The organism is Streptomyces sp. WM4235 (genome assembly GCF_001279725.1).
Lineage (GTDB): Bacteria > Actinomycetota > Actinomycetes > Streptomycetales > Streptomycetaceae > Streptomyces.
In genome coordinates, this window is record NZ_LGDE01000079.1 from 21,995 (window position 1) to 39,118 (window position 17,124).

14 protein-coding genes are annotated in these 17,124 nt (G+C 71.1%); 5 read left to right on the forward strand and 9 right to left on the reverse strand.

Annotation, left to right across the window (positions count from 1 at the left end; translation table 11 throughout):
- Positions 1 to 458 precede the first annotated feature (458 nt).
- Genes ADK55_RS08645 through ssd form a run of 7 tightly spaced genes read right to left on the reverse strand, consistent with a single transcriptional unit; the run spans position 459 to position 5,478 of the window.
- Entirely contained in the window at positions 459 to 983 is a 525-nt protein-coding gene (locus ADK55_RS08645; protein ID WP_078998653.1) for an Rv3654c family TadE-like protein, read from the reverse strand.
- Positions 875 to 1,252 (reverse strand): TadE family type IV pilus minor pilin, encoded by a 378-nt coding sequence (locus tag ADK55_RS08650; RefSeq protein WP_063839484.1) that lies wholly within the window; start codon positions 1,250 to 1,252, stop codon positions 875 to 877. Before ADK55_RS08650 ends, ADK55_RS08645 begins: the two co-directional genes overlap by 109 nt.
- Positions 1,239 to 1,436, reverse strand: coding sequence for a DUF4244 domain-containing protein (locus tag ADK55_RS08655; RefSeq protein ID WP_053676892.1), 198 nt, complete (start codon positions 1,434 to 1,436; stop codon positions 1,239 to 1,241). The genes ADK55_RS08650 and ADK55_RS08655 overlap by 14 nt, the downstream gene beginning before the upstream one ends.
- A gap of 49 nt (positions 1,437 to 1,485) precedes the next feature.
- A complete protein-coding gene (locus tag ADK55_RS08660) occupies positions 1,486 to 2,265 on the reverse strand; it encodes a type II secretion system F family protein (protein WP_053676971.1) in 780 nt (259 codons plus the stop codon).
- Positions 2,265 to 3,158, reverse strand: coding sequence for a type II secretion system F family protein (locus tag ADK55_RS08665; protein ID WP_053676893.1), 894 nt, complete (start codon positions 3,156 to 3,158; stop codon positions 2,265 to 2,267). The genes ADK55_RS08660 and ADK55_RS08665 overlap by 1 nt, the downstream gene beginning before the upstream one ends.
- Entirely contained in the window at positions 3,155 to 4,303 is a 1,149-nt protein-coding gene (locus ADK55_RS08670; protein ID WP_053676894.1) for a TadA family conjugal transfer-associated ATPase, read from the reverse strand. The genes ADK55_RS08665 and ADK55_RS08670 overlap by 4 nt, the downstream gene beginning before the upstream one ends.
- Entirely contained in the window at positions 4,300 to 5,478 is a 1,179-nt protein-coding gene (gene ssd, locus ADK55_RS08675) for a septum site-determining protein Ssd (protein ID WP_199826478.1), read from the reverse strand. The genes ADK55_RS08670 and ssd overlap by 4 nt, the downstream gene beginning before the upstream one ends.
- Positions 5,479 to 5,968: 490 nt before the next feature.
- On the opposite strand from ssd, the gene ADK55_RS08680 reads away from it, so the two are divergent.
- Positions 5,969 to 6,829 carry an HAD family hydrolase gene (locus ADK55_RS08680; RefSeq protein WP_053676896.1) on the forward strand — a complete coding sequence of 287 codons (861 nt, stop codon included), beginning with the start codon at positions 5,969 to 5,971 and terminating at the stop codon, positions 6,827 to 6,829.
- Between the two features lie 511 nt (positions 6,830 to 7,340).
- Here ADK55_RS08680 and ADK55_RS08685 read toward each other — a convergent pair.
- Positions 7,341 to 8,195, reverse strand: a complete 855-nt coding sequence (locus tag ADK55_RS08685) for a hypothetical protein (RefSeq protein ID WP_053676897.1) — start codon at positions 8,193 to 8,195, stop codon at positions 7,341 to 7,343.
- Positions 8,196 to 8,304: 109 nt separating this feature from the next.
- Between ADK55_RS08685 and ADK55_RS08690 the strand changes: the two genes are divergently transcribed.
- A complete protein-coding gene (locus ADK55_RS08690) occupies positions 8,305 to 9,330 on the forward strand; it encodes an ATP-binding protein (RefSeq protein ID WP_053676972.1) in 1,026 nt (341 codons plus the stop codon).
- Here the strand turns inward: ADK55_RS08690 and ADK55_RS08695 are convergent.
- Positions 9,284 to 10,600 (reverse strand): hypothetical protein, encoded by a 1,317-nt coding sequence (locus ADK55_RS08695; RefSeq protein ID WP_053676898.1) that lies wholly within the window; start codon positions 10,598 to 10,600, stop codon positions 9,284 to 9,286. The two genes, ADK55_RS08690 and ADK55_RS08695, sit on opposite strands and share 47 nt — an antisense overlap.
- A 234-nt stretch (positions 10,601 to 10,834) precedes the next feature.
- On the opposite strand from ADK55_RS08695, the gene ADK55_RS08700 reads away from it, so the two are divergent.
- The 3 genes from ADK55_RS08700 to nhaA all read left to right on the forward strand — a co-directional run bounded on the left by ADK55_RS08700 (position 10,835) and on the right by nhaA (position 17,120).
- Positions 10,835 to 13,255, forward strand: a complete 2,421-nt coding sequence (locus ADK55_RS08700; RefSeq protein ID WP_053676899.1) for a SulP family inorganic anion transporter — start codon at positions 10,835 to 10,837, stop codon at positions 13,253 to 13,255.
- A 189-nt stretch (positions 13,256 to 13,444) separates the two neighbouring features.
- Positions 13,445 to 15,442: an acetate--CoA ligase gene (acs, locus tag ADK55_RS08705; RefSeq protein ID WP_078998656.1), complete on the forward strand. Its 1,998-nt coding sequence runs from the start codon at positions 13,445 to 13,447 to the stop codon at positions 15,440 to 15,442.
- A 220-nt stretch (positions 15,443 to 15,662) separates the two neighbouring features.
- The gene (gene nhaA / locus ADK55_RS08710; protein ID WP_078998658.1) at positions 15,663 to 17,120 is read left to right on the forward strand and encodes a Na+/H+ antiporter NhaA; all 1,458 of its coding nucleotides are present in this window, start codon (positions 15,663 to 15,665) and stop codon (positions 17,118 to 17,120) included.
- The last annotated feature ends 4 nt before the right edge of the window (positions 17,121 to 17,124 follow it).

Below are 17,124 nucleotides of genomic sequence, written 5' to 3' on the forward strand. Positions count from 1 at the left end.
CGGGGCCGGGCGGGGCCGGGCGGGACTGCCCAGGCAGGTAGCGGGCCGCCCCGGCCACGGCGGCCCAGCGGGCAGCGGGGCGGCCCGCCGAGGACGGCCCGAGGACGGCCAGAGGACGGCGGCCCGAGTACGGCGGCCCGAGTACGGCGGCCCGAACGACACGCCCTGGAGCCGCGTGGTGCCCCCGCCCGGTCCGCCTCCGCGCGCGCCCGGCCCCGCCGCCCCGGAAATCCGACGGGAGCCGATGGGCCGAACGGGTCGCGCACGGGCCCGAGCCGCCACCTCAGCGCCTCCTCCAGCGGCCCGCACAGCACGCCCTGCCACCCCGGACCAATCCCTACGCCGACCCCGGCAGCCACCGGTGCGGTGACCATCTGGTGCCCGCCAGAACCGCCGCACCGGCCGGGCTCACCGGCCGGCCGGCCCCCGGGCCGGGGCTCACGGATCCCGGGCCGGACTCACGGCGGTCGGCCCCCGGCCTGGGGAGGGCGTGTCGGCCAGACCCGGGGCCAGGAGGGTGGATCGGCCGGGCCCCGGGCAGGGGAGGGCGGGAGCGGCGGGCCCGCCCGGGACGCGAGCGCGGGAGCGAAGGGGCCGGTCGGGGCACGGGCCACGACCTCGGCGACCTCGCCCTGAACGTCGCACGCGGTCAGACTCGCGCCCTGTGCTCGCGCCACCCGCACCGCCGTCGCGCAGGCGGCCTCGGGGCCGTGCGCCCATGTCGCCGACGCGGCGAGGGCAGCCAGGTCCGCGGCCGCAGCCGCCCGATGCCGCGCCACGACGGCCTGACCGAGCAACAGGACACCCCCGAACACCGCCCCCAGCACCGTCGTCACCAACGCCGCCCACACGGTGGCGGAGCCCCGGTCCCGCCTCACGGCGGCGGCCCCACGCTGTCCTCCGCCAAGGCCACCGCCTGGGCGCCGAGGCGTACCGGCAGCCCGCCCGGCCCGGGCGCCGGCGCCGCGACCCGAACCCTCCACAGGTCCCCCACCCGCTCCAAACGCACCTCCGCTCCCCGCGGGGCGGCGGCTCCGGCCGCCGCCACCACGATCTCCGCCGGCTCCGAGCGGGCTGCGGCCCGAGCCCCCGCGCGGGCCGCGTCCACGCACCGGATCTGCGCGGCCGCCGCCATCAGCGCCCACACCAGCAACGCCGCGAACAACACCAGCGCCGGAATCACCAGAGCCGCCTCCGCGGTCACATATCCGCGGTCGCCCTTTCCGTCCGCGTTTCCCTCAGAACGGCACATCGAGCGCCTTCCCGATGGTCGACTGAAGGGCCGTCGACACCACGTCGCTCGTGACCACCTTGTACAGAACGGCAGCGAACGCACACGCCGCGATCGTGCCCATGGCGTATTCCGAAGTCGACATCCCGGCATCGCGACCGCGGCCACTGAGCGCGGACCGCACTCGAAACCAGATGATCCTCATGACAACCTCCTGTTTGATTTCGCTCTTGATGTGATTTCAGGTTTTGATTTCAAGTGCCCGAGAGGAGACCAGCAGCCATCCCAATCACCACTGGAGCCACTCCCACCACAAGAAATGCGGGGAGGAAACACAGCCCCACGGGCGCGGTGACGAGTACGGCGGCCCGCTGTGCCCGGGTCGTGGCCTGTCGGGCCCGGTCCGCCCTGAGGGCCGACGCCAGGCGGGAGACCGGCTCGGCGGCCGGGGCCCCCGTGCGAGCGGCCCGCTCCAGGCACTCCGCCAGCTCCCGGGCACCCGGTATCTCCGCCAACCTCCCCCACCCCGAACCCGGTTCGCCGCCGAGCCTCAGTTCCGCCCCGGCCACCGCCAGTCGCTCCCCCACCGGGCCGCCCAGCGACTCCCCGACCACCTCGGCCGCCTCCACCGGACCGGCCCCGGCCGCGAGACAGGCCGCCAACAGGTCTGCGGCAAAGGGAAGTTGACGCTCCACCTCACGGGGGTCCGCTCCGACCGACGATCCTGCGGCCCTCGATCGCAGGCGCCGCGCCGCGTACGCCGCGCCGCACCCGACCAGGACACCCGCCACGCCGCCGATCAGTACCCAGGCCGCCACCAGAGCGCCGGCCGGCCACGACCACGTGATGATCCGATCTCGCGCCCGGGGCCCGACCAGCGGCCCGCGCGGACCTGCTCGCACCTTCAGCAATGCCCCGATCCGCCGCCGGGTCTTCCGCCGCCGGACTCCCGACGCGGCTGCCGATCCCACGCACGACACCGCCACCGCGAGGCACAACGCCACCCCCAGCCGGTGGACCCACGCCTCGTCCATCACCGCTCCCCCGCCCGTACGATCCGTCGGCACCACAACATCCCCAGCGCCTCCAGCACCGCGCCCGCCACCAGGCAGCCCCACCCCATCGGGGTGTGCAGCAGGACCGCGAGCGGGTCCGCCCCGAGGCCGGTACCGATCACCAGCCCCACCAGGGGCAACAAAGCCAGCACCACCGCCGTCGAGCGAGCTCCGGCCAACTGGGCCCGCAGTGACTCCTCCCGGTCCCGTTCCGCTCGCAACGCCCCTTCCAGTCGGTCGAGTCCGGCTGCCAGGCCGGCGCCGCCGTCCACGGAGACCCGCCAGCAGGCCGCCATCCCGGCCAGCCCCTCCGCGCCCGGCTCCCGCGACGCCTCACGCAGTGCCCGGGCCACATCGCCGCCGAAAGCCGCTGCGGCCAGCACCCCGGCCTCCACCGCACCCAGACCACCAGCGCCCGACGCAGTGCGTCTCAGCGCCGCGCCCAGGGCCTGACCGGGCTGCGCCCCCGCCCTCAGTTCCCCCACGGTGACCCCGCACAACGCGATCACGTCGGCGGCCCGGGCCTCCCTGGACCGTTCCCGTTCCCGGCCCCTCAACCATCTCCGCAGCAGCGGCACCGAGACCGCCCCCAGCGCCAGCGGAACCACGGAACCGCCGAGCAACGCCACCAACGCCCCGACCCCGACGCCGGACCACTCCCGCCATCGCGCGGCCAGCACCCGGACCGCGATCAGCAGCCGCTCCCGAAGCGCTGGTCCGGCCGGCACCACCGGGGCGCCATCGACCGGCAACAACCGGGCCCGTCGGGACATCTGATCGCCTCCGGCCAACATCCAGGCGGCGGCACCGGCGCAGAGCACCCCGGCGAGCACCGGCACCGAGCCCGCCACCCCGACCGTCCCGGCGCTCATCGGGAAACCTCCAACAGCGGACCGAGCCGGGCCCAGCCCCTTTCCCGTGCGAACCCTCGCGCGGACCAGAGCAACGCGGGCACCGTCACCACCAGCCCGGCCGGGTCCCGTTCGAGGACGTGCACCTCGGCCACCCGGCGCTGCCCGGCCCGGTCTCGAACCAGGTGGATCACCAGGGTCAGTGCGGCCGCCAACTGGCTGTGCAGAGCGGCGCGATCGAGCCCCGCGGCCGTACCGAGCGCCTCCAACCGCGCCGGCACATGCGCTGCCGCATTGGCATGCACAGTGCCGCAGCCCCCTTCATGGCCCGTATTGAGGGCGGCCAGCAGGTCCGCCACCTCCGGGCCCCGCACTTCCCCGACCACCAGCCGATCGGGGCGCATCCTCAACGCCTGCCGGACCAGATCTGCCAGGGTGACGAGACCTGCTCCCTCCTGATTCGCGGGCCGGGTCTCCAGCCGCACCACGTGCGGATGGTCGGGGCGCAGCTCGGCCGAGTCCTCGGCCAGTACGATCCGTTCACCCGGTCCGACCAGGCTCAACAGGGCGCTCAGCAGGGTGGTCTTGCCCGTCCCGGTGCCTCCGGAGACGAGGAAGGAGAGCCGGGCCTCGACCATCGCCCGGAGCAGTTCATGCCCACCCGGCGGCAGGGTCCCCGCGGTCACCAACTCGTCCAACGTGAATGCCTTCGGCCGTACGACGCGCAGTGACAGGCAGGCGGATCCGACGGCCACCGGTGGCAGCACGGCATGCAGTCGGGTGCCGTCCGGCATCCGGGCGTCCACCCAGGGCCGGGCGTCGTCGAGGCGCCGTCCCGCTACGGCGGCCAGCCGTTGCGCGAGCCTGCGTACCGCCGCGGCGTCGGCGAAGGTCACCCCGGTGAGTTCCAGCCCTCCTCCGCGGTCCACCCACACCCGGTCGGGTGCGGCCACCAGCACGTCGGTGACCTCGGGGTCGGCGAGGAGCGCCTCCAGCGGGCCGGCGCCGACCAGTTCTGACCGTAACTCGGCTGCCGCACCGAGCACTTCCGCGTCTCCGAGCAGCCGGCCCTGAGCCCGCAGGGCCGCCGCGACCCTGGCCGGGGTCGGCTCCGCGCCGCTCTCCGCGAGCCGTTGCCGCACCGCGTCCAGAAGCAGCGCGCTCATGCCGGCACCCCCTGGGCGGATCCGAGGACCCGCCGCCAGAAGCCGTCGCAGAAGCGGGCCAGGGCGCCCCGCCCGCGGGACCCCGGCGGTTCCCCCTCGGCCACCCGTCCCGGCAGTCCCACCTCGACCGGCACCTCGCCGGCCAGGGGGGCACCCAGCAGCCGGGCCACGGCTTCGGCATCGAGCCCCTCAGGGCAGCGTCCCCGTACGACCACGCGGACGTCCCGGGCGACCATCCGCACCCCTGCCGCCACCCGCCCGGCTGCGGCCACGGCCCTCAACTCCCCGGGCACCACCATCAGTACGAGATCCAACTGGGCCAGCACCTCGGCCACCGCCTCGTCCACCCGTCGGGGCAGATCGACGACGACCACGCCGCCGCGGCGGCGGGCCGCGGCGACCACCGAGCGCATCGCGGCGGGCGGCACCACGACCCGGTCCCCTCGGTCCCAGCTGAGCACCCGAAGCGCGTGCAGTTCCGGCAGGGACTCCTCCAGCGCCCCGGCCCCGACCCGGCCCCGCGAGGCAGCGAAGTCCGGCCAGCGCAGCCCTTCGGCGCCCTCACCCCCGAGCAGGACGTCCATGCCCCCGCCGAGGGGGTCCCCGTCGATGAGGATGGTGCGTTCGCCGGCGCGCGCGGCCCGTACGGCGAGCGCGCAGGCCAGCGTCGACGCGCCGGCGCCGCCACTGCCTCCGATCACGCCGACCGCGAGGGCGGGGCGCCCGGCCCCTTCCACCACGTCGGCGATGCGGTCGACGAGTCGGTTCTCCGCGTCGGGGAGCCTCAGCACCTCCTCGGCGCCGATCTCCAACGCCCGCTGCCACACCAGCGGGTCGTCCAGATCCCGGCCGACGAGAAGGACCGCGTCCCGGCGGGGCGCGCCGCGGACCCGGCGTGCCGCGTCGTCCCCGACGAGCACGAGCGGGGCGGAGTCCCAACCGACGCTGCCAAGTGTCGATGCACGGAAATCGACGTTCTCTCCGTCACCCCCTCCCGGGGCCCCGGCTCCGTCCGGTTCGGGCACCGCGTGGTGGACGTGCGGTTCGGCGCCGGCGGCGGCGCACAGCCGCAGCAGGTCGTCGAGCAGCAGGGGGTCCTCGGTGATGATCAGCGGCCGGCCACCACCGGGCACGACCTCTTCCGCCCGCTTCGACGACCTTCCCCCACCGGACAGCTCGGACTCCGGTGCTTCACACGACTTCGATCCAGCCACGATCTCGGCCCCCTTCTCACTGCGAATCCACACACCGCGGACTTCGCGGCTGGAATCACCGTGCAGGGATCCGGAAAAAGAAGTGGATCTTGCTCGAAAACTGTGGACAAGAAGCCCTCTGTGAATAACTCCGCCACCCCATCGCGTGAGTCCAGAGCGCGCCGGAACCACTACACACAGTCACGAGTTCAAGGAGATGAGGCCTGCGCGACGCAAGGCCGCCGAAGAGGAAGGGCCGGGGAAATGGTCACCACGGGCCGAAGGCAAGGGACGCAAACCGCGTCCGGACATGCGACGACCCCCGCCGGGGGGGAGAGCGGGGGTCGTCCCCACGGTCCGACTCGGGGGGGGAGGAGCCAGACCGGGTTAGCACGGTCGCGAACGATCCGTGACTTCCATGGTGTACCCGAGAGCCCTCTCAGGCAAACCCACGCGCCACACCTTACGCCGAATGGTGGGCGCATATGCTCGGGGCGTGGAAAATCAGCCCTTGCCGCACTCCTCGCCTCGGACCGCTGCCTTCTTCGACCTGGACAAGACGGTCATTGCGAAGTCGAGCACTCTGACGTTCAGCAAGTCCTTCTACCAGGGTGGCCTGATCAACCGGCGGGCCGTACTGCGCACCGCGTACACCCAGTTCTTCTTCTTGGTCGGCGGCGCCGACCACGATCAGATGGAGCGGATGCGGGAGTACCTGTCCGCCCTTTGCAAGGGGTGGAACGTCCAGCAGGTGCGCGAGATCGTCGCCGAAGCACTGCACGACCTCATCGACCCGATCATCTACGACGAGGCCGCGTCCCTCATCGAGGCCCACCACACGGCCGGCCGTGACGTGGTGATCGTGTCGACCTCCGGCGCCGAAGTAGTCGAGCCGATCGGCGAGATGCTCGGTGCGGACCGTGTCGTGGCCACCCGGATGGTGGTCGGCGACGACGGCTGCTTCACGGGCGAGATCGAGTACTACGCCTACGGACCGACGAAGGCGGAGGCCGTACGCGAGCTCGCCGAGTCTGAGGGGTACGACCTCGCGCGGTGCTACGCGTACAGCGACTCGATCACCGACGTGCCGATGTTGGAGGCGGTGGGACATCCCCATGCCGTCAATCCCGACCGGGCGTTGCGTCGCGAGGCGGTCGCACGGGAGTGGCCGGTGCTGGTGTTCAACAGGCCCGTGCGGTTGAAGCAGCGGCTGCCGGGGTCCATGACCTCCCGACCGGCCCTGGTGGCCGCCGCGGCGGTCGGCGCGGCCGCCGCCACGGCCGGGCTCGTCTGGTACGCGAGCCGGCGGCGGGCAGGCGCCTCCGCCGTATAGGCCGCCATTCTCACGACCCGGTACGACCCGGCGCTCACCGTCCGACCGCCGTCCGACCGCCGACCGCCGCGCCGCGGCCCGCACCGCGGGGGCGGTGGCCACGCGGTGGTTCCGGCTCCATGCGTGCGGCTTCCACGCGCGTGGAGCCGAACGGCCCCGACGGAACAACATCGCGCCCGGAATCGAATGTCCGGATCGTCCAGGCTCGTCCTGGAAAGTAAAGAAGTGGAGCCAGGGGTTTCGCTTGTCTCCGAAGCGGAGTACAAAGGAGTCAACGGCCCGCGAGACCAAAGAACATCCGAGAGGATCATCTTTAAAACGCAGTAAGGCCCACGGACCGAAGCATGAACGCCGAGCACCCACGCGACGTCGACCCGTCGATTACGGGCCAGCCACACCAGGTGACGGGCAAAGTTCCCGACCTGATGGGCATACATTCGAGGACGCTTGGTAACTGGGCGCGAGTGCCAGCGGCGACACCAAGGCAAGACGGTGTCGCCGCAACCCGTGTTCAGGCCGCGCCGCGCTGGAGCGCCTCGCAGACCGCCATCGATTCCCGGGAACCCAGCTCGATCGCCCGGCCGCAGTGTGCGATCCAGGCGCCCATGCCCTCCGCGGTTCCGGACACGTACCCCTCGAAGGCCGCGACGTAGGCCTGCGCACCCTGTTCCGCGTGGCCGACCTCGGCCGGGCAGATGGCCTTCGGGTCGAGCCCGCTGTTGATCAGCACGATCCGTTCGGCCGCCCGTGCGACCAGGCCGTTGTAGGTCCCGAAGGGACGCAGGGCCAGCAGTTCACCATGCACCACCGAAGCCGTGATCAGCGCCGGCGAGGAGCCTCCCGCGATGATCAGCCGCGACAGCCCGTCCAACCGGCCCGCGACCTCCTCGGCACTCGGGAGCGGCAGGTCGATCAGTGGCTCGTCCACCGGTTCACCCGCCAGACGAGGCCGCCCCACCGTGTCGCCCTCGATCGCCGACGGCGCGGACGCGTCCGGAGCCGCCGCCGTCGAACCCGACGCGACCAGGTGCAGGCGCGCGAGGACACGCATCGGGGACTGCCGCCAGATGCTCAGGAGCTGCCCGGCCTCGGCCGTCAGGCGCAGGGCGGCACCCACCGCCCGCGCCTGCGACTCCGAGCCGAAGTCGGTTCGGCGACGCACCTCTTCCAGGGCCCAGTCGGCGCCCGACAACGCCGCGCTCCCGCGCGCGCCGCGCAACGCCGCCTCCGAGGCGATCTCCCCGCTGCGACGACGCATCACCCGGTGCCCGTACACCCGGTCCACGGCCTTGCGTACGGAATCCACGGAATCGGAGACACCCGGCAGCCCGGCCAGTGGGGCCAGCGGGTCAGCAGCGCTACTCATAAGTAGGGAGCCTACGCACTGCACGCGCATAGCACCGACCCCTCCTTGGAGTGGTCTTCTTCACTCAGGTAGACCACGTAGCGCTATCAACCCACTACGCTTGGTGAACATGAAGATCGCTTTCGTGGGAAAGGGCGGCAGCGGTAAGACCACGCTGTCCTCCCTCTTCATCCGCCACCTTGCCGCCAATGAAGCCCCCGTCGTCGCGGTGGACGCCGACATCAACCAGCATCTCGGCGTGGCCCTCGGGCTCGGCGAGGACGAGGCCGCCGAGATGCCCGCCCTGGGCGCGCACCTGTCCCTCATCAAGGACTACCTGCGCGGATCGAACCCGCGCATCGCGTCCGCCGACGCCATGATCAAGACCACTCCGCCCGGGACCGGCTCGCGCCTGTTGCGGGTCACCGAGGACAACCCGGTGTACGAGGCGTGCGCGCGCACGCTGATGCTCGACGGCGAGCCCGTCCGCCTGATGGCCACCGGGCCGTTCACCGAGGCGGACCTGGGCGTGGCCTGCTACCACTCGAAGGTCGGGGCGGTCGAACTCTGCCTCAACCATCTGGTCGACGGTCCGGACGAGTACGTGGTCGTCGACATGACCGCCGGTTCGGACTCCTTCGCGTCGGGCATGTTCACCCGCTTCGACATGACCTTCCTGGTGGCCGAGCCGACCCGCAAGGGCGTCTCCGTCTACCGCCAGTACAAGGAGTACGCCCGGGACTTCGGGATCGCGCTCAAGGTGATCGGCAACAAGGTGCAGGGGCCGGAGGACATCGAGTTCCTCCAGGACGAGGTCGGCGACGACCTGCTGGTCACCGTCGGGCATTCGGACTGGGTGCGGTCGATGGAGAAGGGGCACCCCGCCCGGTTCGAGCTGCTGGAGGCGACCAACCGGCTCGCGCTGCAGGCGCTCCAGGACGCCGCCGAGGACTCGTACGCCGACCGCGACTGGGCCCGGTACACGCAGCAGATGGTCCACTTCCACCTGCGGAACGCCGAGAGCTGGGGGAACGCGAAGACCGGGGTCGACCTGGCGGAACAGGTCGACCCCGATTTCATCCTCCGCGAGAACCCGAGCGCGGAGGTGGTCAGCCCTCGTCCGACCCTGACTCGGCCGACTCCGCAGCCGGCTTGATCCCGGCCGGGGAACCGGGGGCGGCCGGCGCTGCCGGCGGCCCCGCGGTGAGGAACTTGCTCCAGCCGTCCTTCGGCGCCTCACCGACGTCGAGGCCGCGCATCCACGCCAGCGTCTTCGGGTCCTGGGCGTCCAGCCAGTCGGCCAGCTCACGGAACGGCACGCAGCGGACCTCCTTCTGGGTGCACATGGACTTGATGGAGTCCTCGACGGCCTTCATGTAGGTGCCGCCGTTCCAGGACTCGAAGTGGTTGCCGATGATCAGCGGTGCCCGGTTGCCCTGGTAGACCCGGTCGAAGGCCTTCTGCAGGCCGTCGCGCATCTGCTCGCCCCAGTAGGCGTGTTGCGAGGGGTCTCCCTGGGTGGTCGTCCCGGACTGGTTGACCATGTAGTTGTAGTCCATGCTCAGGGTGTCGAAGGCGCGCCCCGGCATGGGCACCAGTTGCAGCGGAAGGTCCCAGAGCCCGTCGGTCTTCTTGGGCCAGATCTGCTTGCTGATTCCGCTGGAGTCGTAGCGGAAGCCCATGTCCTTGGCCGCCAGCATGAAGTTCTTCTGGCCTTCGAGGCAGGGGGTGCGGGCGCCGATCAACTCCTTCTCGTAGTCGAACGGGAGCGGCTCCAGACCCTTCAGTGCCGGGGTGTTCGTCTTCCAGTTCTTGACGAACGACTTGGCCTGGTTGATCTCGCTCTTCCACTCCTCGACGGACCAGGTGCCGACGCCGCCCTCGGGGCCGCAGAAGTGGCCGTTGAAGTGGGTGCCGATCTCGTTGCCCTCCTGCCAGGCCGCGCGGACCTGGGTGGCGGTGTCCTTGATGCCCTGGAGGTCGCCGAAACCGATGTCGGAACGCCCCGGGGAGTGCTGCGGAGCGGTGTAGAGCGAGGCCTTCTCCTCCGGCAGCATGTACACGCCGCTGAGGAAGTAGGTCATCCGGGCGTTGTACTCCTTGCCGACCTCACGGAAGTGCGAGAAGAGCTTCTGGCTGTCCTCGCCGGCGCCGTCCCACGAGAAGACGACGAACTGCGGGGGCTTCTCACCGGGCTTCATCCGCTGCGGCTTCACGACGTTCGGCTGGAGGCCGGTGTACGCGGTTGAGCCGTCCCCGATGAGCCGCTTCACACTGCCCGGGGCCGCTTCCGGTGCGGCGGCGCCCTTCCTGGCGTTCTGTCCACCGGGCGCGGGCTTGGCGGGTTCCGAGGAGCACCCGGCAGCGCCCAGGACCAGGGCCGTGGCGACCAGGCCGCCGGCGATCTTCTTCGTGGCGGCGATCATCCGCACACCTCTCCCTCGCAGTTCCATCGCAGGACTTCCGCGCCGCAACGTCCCATGCGGTCAGGTTTAAGGAAGGTGTGACAAGCCGGACAAAATGCTTAATCACTCCTGGGAGCTAATTCCTAGGCCATTTACTCCCATTTCCCACCACCTCTCTTTACTCTCCATTACCGTTCATTTACCGAGTGTTGAGACTCCCGCCGCTTCATCCCTCCCCAGAGGAGACGGGAACCCATGACAGCCACCACTGAAGGCGCCGCCGAAGACTCCACGGGCACCGCCCTCTCACCCCCAGCGCCCACCCCACCTCCCGTACCTCCCGTTTCCGTCAAGAGCTTCCCGGCGGACCTCTCCGCCTCCATCGCCGTCTTCCTGATCGCCCTGCCGCTCTCTCTGGGCATCGCCCTGGCCACGGGCGCCCCACTACAGGCGGGGCTGGTGGCCGCGGCCGTCGGCGGGATCGTGGCCGGACGACTCGGGGGCGCGCCGCTCCAGGTCAGCGGCCCCGCCGCCGGCCTCACGGTGGTCACCGCCGAACTGATCCAGCGCTACGGGTGGCGCACCACCTGCGCCATCACCGTGCTCGCCGGCTGCTGCCAACTCGGGCTCGCCTTCCTGCGTACGGCCCGGTCCGCGCTGATGGTGAGCCCGGCGATCGTGCACGGCATGCTCGCCGGCATCGGCGTGACCATCGCGCTGGCGCAACTGCACATCGTCCTCGGCGGCACCCCGCAGAGCTCCGCCGTGGCCAACGTCCAGGGCCTGCCCGGTCAGTTGGCCGACCTTCATCCGGTCGCGCTGGGCATCAGCGCGCTCACCCTGGCCGTCCTGCTCGGTTGGCCGCGGCTACCGGGGCGGATCGGCCGGAACCTGCGCAGGGTTCCCGCCGCGCTGGCGGCCGTCGCCACGGCCACCGCGTTCGCCGCCCTGGCGGGTCTCAGCCTGCCCCGGGTGGACCTGCCGTCCTGGCGCAGCCACGCACTGCCCGAACTGCCCGAGGGCCCGGTCCTCGGCCTCCTCGCCGCGGTGCTGACCATCACGCTGGTCGGCAGCGTGGAGTCGCTGCTGTCCGCGGTCGCGACCGACAAACTGATCGCCTCCGAGCGGGGCACGGACAACCGTCCGCCGCGCGTCGACCTCAACCGTGAACTGCGCGGACAGGGCGCGGCGAACATCGTCTCCGGGGCGCTGGGCGGGCTGCCCGTCACGGGCGTGGCGGTCCGTAGCGTCGCCAACGTCAAAGCCGGTGCCACCAGCCGCAATTCCTCGATGCTGCACGGCCTCTGGGTACTGATCGCGGCCGCGCTGCTCGTCCCGGTCCTCGATCTGATCCCGCTCGCCGCGCTGGCCGCCCTGGTGATGGCGGTGGGCGTGCAGATGGTGAGCATCACGCATCTGCGTACCGTCACCCGACATCGTGAGGTCCTGGTCTACGCGACGACGATCGTGGCCGTGGTGCTCGGTGGGGTGCTGGAGGGGGTCGCCGTCGGTGTGGCGGTGGCCGTCGGCCTGGCCCTGCACCGTCTCGCGCGGACCCGGATCACGGTGGAGGTGATCGACGGGGTCCACCGCGTATGGGCACGCGGTCAGTTGACCTTCCTCGCGGTGCCCCGGTTGAGTCGGGTGCTGAACCAGATCCCGCACGACCGGCACGCGGTGATCGAGTTGGACGGCTCGTTCATGGACCACGCGGCGTACGAGACCCTGCACGACTGGCAGGACTCCCATCGGGCGCACGGCGGCTCGGTGGAGGTCACCGGCCGCTCCCACAACCGGACCCCCGAGACCGACCGCGGCATGGCGGACCGGGGCAAGGGCCCCGGATCGGGCCAGCGCGGAACCCACCAGTGCTGCCGCCCCTGGACCCCCTGGCAGAACCACTGCGACCACCGGGCCGACATCGACTCGGGCGACTCCACGGGCGCGAAGGAGCGTACGAGCCCCGGCGCCGCCACGGTCGGTTCCGCGGTCGAGCCCCGGCGGCGCGGAGCGGGCCGGCTGGCCAACGGCATCAGCGCGTTCCAGCGCGACACCGCCCCCCACGTCCGTGATGAACTGGCCCGACTGGCGCGCGAGGGGCAGCGGCCCTCGCAGCTCTTCCTCACCTGCGCGGACTCCCGCCTGGTCACCAGCATGATCACGGCCAGCGGCCCCGGGGACCTGTTCACCGTGCGCAACGTGGGCAACCTGGTGCCGTTGCCGGGCGCCGAGTCCACGGACGATTCGGTCGCCGCGGCGATCGAGTACGCCGTGGACGTGCTCCAGGTGGACAGCATCACGGTGTGCGGCCACTCGGGCTGCGGGGCCATGCAGGCCCTGCTGAACTCCCACCCCGGCACCCCCATGACCCCGCTGCGCCGCTGGTTGCGGCACGGTCTGCCCAGCCTGGAGCGGATGGCCAGCCGTCATCACGCGTGGGCCCGGATCGCGGGCCGGCTCCCGGCCGATGCCGTGGAACAGCTGTGCCTGACCAATGTGGTGCAGCAGTTGGATCACTTGCGGGCGCACGAATCGGTTGCCCGCCGGCTCGCCGAGGGCACGCTGGAACTGCACGGCATGTACTTCCACGTGGGCGAGGCACAGGCGTATCTGCTCTCGGAGGGCGAGGACTTCTTCGACTGCCGGGTCTTCGACAGCGTCGGTCAGCGCGCCTGAACCTCCCGCGCACCCCGGCCCGGATCACGTACCCGGCTGAACCGATACCCTCCGATATCCGTGCCACGGAGTGGCCCCTTCCCGCACCCTGCGGCGAGAAGGGGCCACTTGCACGTGGGTCCGGCCGTGATATAGGTCTAAACCAATTCCCGGCTACCCCTTGTCACCCGGGCCGCCGACTGATGAGCTATGCCCGGGGACACAACGGACACCCTGGGAAAGGGAGATGTCGTGAGCAACGAAAGCCTGGCCAATCTGCTCAAAGAGGAGCGGCGGTTCGCACCGCCCGCCGATCTGGCCGCCGCCGCCAATGTGACCGAGGCTGCGTATGCACAGGCCGATGCGGACCGGCTGGGCTTCTGGGCCGAGCAGGCCCGGCGGCTGACCTGGGACACCGAGCCGACCGAGACGCTCGACTGGAGCAACCCGCCCTTCGCCAAGTGGTTCGCGGACGGCAAGCTGAACGTCGCGTACAACTGTGTGGACCGACACGTCGAGGCCGGCAACGGCGACCGCGTCGCCCTCCACTTCGAGGGTGAGCCCGGCGACAGCCGGTCGATCACCTACGCGCAGCTCAAGGACGAGGTCTCCAAGGCCGCCAACGCCCTGACCGAGCTGGGTGTCGTCGCAGGTGACCGCGTCGCCGTCTACCTCCCGATGATCCCCGAGGCCGTCGTCGCGATGCTCGCGTGCGCCCGTGTCGGCGCGGCGCACTCGGTGGTCTTCGGCGGTTTCTCCGCCGACGCCGTCGCCTCCCGCATCCAGGACGCCGACGCCAAGCTGGTCATCACCGCCGACGGCGGCTACCGCCGCGGCAAGCCCAGCGCGCTCAAGCCCGCCATCGACGAGGCCGTCGGCAAGTGTCCGCAGGTCAAGCATGTTCTGGTGGTGCAGCGCACCGGCCAGGACACCGCCTTCACCGAGGGCCGCGACGTCTGGTGGCACGAGATCGTCGGGCGTCAGTCCGCCGAGCACACCCCGCTGGCCTTCGACGCCGAGCACCCGCTGTTCATCCTCTACACCTCGGGGACCACGGGTAAGCCGAAGGGCATCCTGCACACCTCGGGCGGCTACCTGACGCAGGCCGCGTACACCCACCACGCGGTGTTCGACCTGAAGCCGGAGAGCGACGTCTACTGGTGCACCGCCGACATCGGCTGGGTCACCGGGCACTCGTACATCGTCTACGGGCCGCTCGCCAACGGTGCCACCCAGGTCATGTACGAGGGCACCCCGGACACCCCGCACCAGGGCCGCTTCTGGGAGGTCGTGCAGAAGTACGGCGTCACCATCCTCTACACGGCGCCCACGGCGATCCGCACGTTCATGAAGTGGGGCGACGACATCCCCGCGAAGTTCGACCTGTCGAGCCTGCGGGTGCTGGGCTCGGTCGGCGAGCCGATCAACCCCGAGGCCTGGATCTGGTACCGCAAGCACATCGGCGGCGACCGCTGCCCGATCGTGGACACCTGGTGGCAGACCGAGACCGGCGCGATGATGATCTCGCCGCTGCCGGGCGTCACCTCCACCAAGCCAGGTTCGGCCCAGCGCGCGCTGCCCGGCATCTCCGCCACCGTCGTGGACGACGAGGCGAACGAGGTCCCGAACGGCGGGGGCGGCTACCTCGTGCTCACCGAGCCGTGGCCGTCGATGCTGCGCACCATCTGGGGTGACGACCAGCGCTTCATCGACACGTACTGGTCGCGCTTCGCGGGCAAGTACTTCGCGGGCGACGGAGCCAAGAAGGACGACGACGGCGACATCTGGCTGCTCGGCCGGGTGGACGACGTGATGCTGGTGTCCGGCCACAACATCTCGACGACCGAGGTCGAGTCCGCGCTTGTCTCGCACCCGTCCGTCGCCGAGGCGGCGGTGGTCGGCGCGAACGACGAGACCACCGGCCAGGCCATCGTGGCCTTCGTCATCCTGCGCGGGAGCGCCTCGGAGACGGACACCCTGGTCGCCGAGCTGCGCAACCACGTGGGCGCCACGCTCGGTCCGATCGCCAAGCCGAAGCGGATCCTGCCGGTGCAGGAACTGCCGAAGACCCGCTCGGGCAAGATCATGCGTCGGCTGCTGCGCGACGTGGCGGAGAACCGGGCGGTCGGTGACGTCACCACGCTCGCGGACTCCTCGGTCATGGACCTGATCCAGAGCAAGCTGCCCGCCGCGGGCAGCGAGGACTGAATCGGCCGCACGACACGGCGGTGAGGGGCATTCGGCGCACCGCGCCGGATGCCCCTTTCGCACTTAAAGTGATGATCACCCGATGATCGCCGGTTATGACCTTGCGTACCGCCTGTAAAGTACGAGAAACGTAAATAAGTACTCCACAGGGTGCGCCGGGAAGTCTGGTCGGCAATGTGCTTCGCCATGCCGTCCAACCCACCCCGGAGGTGTCCTTCACGTGGCCGCGCCCCGCCCCACCGACGACAAGAGCCGCAAGCTGCTCGGCCGACTCTCGCTGCCCGAGCGCCGCTACGTCGCCGATGCCCTGCGCACCGAGACCGTGGGTGGCGTACTGCTCCTGCTGGCCGCTGTCACCGCACTCGTGTGGGCGAACGTCCCCGGCATCTCGAACAGCTACGACAGCGTCCGGTCCTTCCACATCGGCCCCGCCGCCCTGGGCCTGGACCTCTCGATCCAGCACTGGGCGGCCGACGGCCTGTTGGCCATCTTCTTCTTCGTCGCCGGCATCGAGCTCAAACGCGAACTCGTCGCGGGCGACCTGCGCGACGCCAAGGCCGCCGCCCTCCCGGTGATCGCCGCCCTCTGCGGCATGGCGGTGCCCGCGCTGGTCTACGTACTGGTCAATGTCCTCGGCAACGGCTCGATCAGTGGTTGGGCCGTCCCGACCGCCACCGACATCGCCTTCGCCCTCGCCGTCCTCGCGGTCATCGGCACCTCGCTGCCGTCCGCCCTGCGCGCGTTCCTGCTGACCCTCGCGGTCGTCGACGACCTGTTCGCCATCCTGATCATCGCGGTGTTCTTCACCAGCGACATCGACTTCCTGGCGCTCGGCGGCGCCCTCGTGGGCCTGGTCCTCTTCTGGTTCCTGCTCCGCAAGCGCGTCCGCGGCTGGTACGTGTACGTCCCGCTGGCCCTGGTCATCTGGGGTCTGATGTACAACAGCGGGGTCCACTCCACCATCGCCGGCGTCGCCATGGGTCTGATGCTCCGCTGCCACCGCGAGGAAGGCGAGGAACAGTCCCCCGGCGAGCGCATCGAGCACCTCGTCCGTCCCCTCTCCGCGGCGCTGGCCGTACCCCTCTTCGCCCTGTTCTCCGCCGGCGTGTCCCTCTCCGACAAGGCCATCGCGCAGGTCTTCACCCGACCCGAGACCCTCGGTGTGGTCCTCGGCCTGGTCGTCGGCAAGACGGTGGGAATCTTCGGCGGCACCTGGCTGGCCGCGCGCTTCACCAAGGCTGAGCTCAACGAGGACCTCGCCTGGCCGGACGTGCTCGCCGTGGCCTCGCTCGCCGGCATCGGTTTCACCGTCTCCCTGCTGATCGGCGAACTCGCCTTCGCCGACGACGCCACCCTCATGGACGAGGTCAAGGCCGCCGTCCTCATCGGCTCGCTGATCGCCGCGATCATCGCGAGCGTGATGCTGAAGATGCGCGACCGCAGGTACCGGGCGCTCGCCGAGGCGGAGGATCGCGACGAGGACCTCGACGGAATCCCCGACATCTACGAGCAGGACGACCCCGGGTACCACCTGCGCATGGCGCGGATCCACGAGGAGAAGGCCGCGGAACACCGACGCAGGGCCGAGGCGGCGACGGCCCCGGGCACGGCGTCCGCCACGACCGGCCCAATGGAAGCGGACACCGGGGGCCGCACCGACGGCGACCGTCCGGCATGATCTG

Coding starts and splice junctions, on each gene's coding strand:
- ADK55_RS08650 (WP_063839484.1), bottom strand. CDS start 1,252: ATGTGCCGTTCTGAGGGAAACGCGGACGGAAAGGGCGACCGCGGATAT.
- ADK55_RS08655 (WP_053676892.1), bottom strand. CDS start 1,436: ATGAGGATCATCTGGTTTCGAGTGCGGTCCGCGCTCAGTGGCCGCGGT.
- ADK55_RS08660 (WP_053676971.1), bottom strand. CDS start 2,265: ATGGACGAGGCGTGGGTCCACCGGCTGGGGGTGGCGTTGTGCCTCGCG.
- ADK55_RS08665 (WP_053676893.1), bottom strand. CDS start 3,158: ATGAGCGCCGGGACGGTCGGGGTGGCGGGCTCGGTGCCGGTGCTCGCC.
- ADK55_RS08670 (WP_053676894.1), bottom strand. CDS start 4,303: ATGAGCGCGCTGCTTCTGGACGCGGTGCGGCAACGGCTCGCGGAGAGC.
- ADK55_RS08680 (WP_053676896.1), top strand. CDS start 5,969: ATGGTGGGCGCATATGCTCGGGGCGTGGAAAATCAGCCCTTGCCGCAC.
- ADK55_RS08685 (WP_053676897.1), bottom strand. CDS start 8,195: ATGAGTAGCGCTGCTGACCCGCTGGCCCCACTGGCCGGGCTGCCGGGT.
- ADK55_RS08690 (WP_053676972.1), top strand. CDS start 8,305: ATGAAGATCGCTTTCGTGGGAAAGGGCGGCAGCGGTAAGACCACGCTG.
- ADK55_RS08695 (WP_053676898.1), bottom strand. CDS start 10,600: ATGATCGCCGCCACGAAGAAGATCGCCGGCGGCCTGGTCGCCACGGCC.
- ADK55_RS08700 (WP_053676899.1), top strand. CDS start 10,835: ATGACAGCCACCACTGAAGGCGCCGCCGAAGACTCCACGGGCACCGCC.
- acs (WP_078998656.1), top strand. CDS start 13,445: ATGCCCGGGGACACAACGGACACCCTGGGAAAGGGAGATGTCGTGAGC.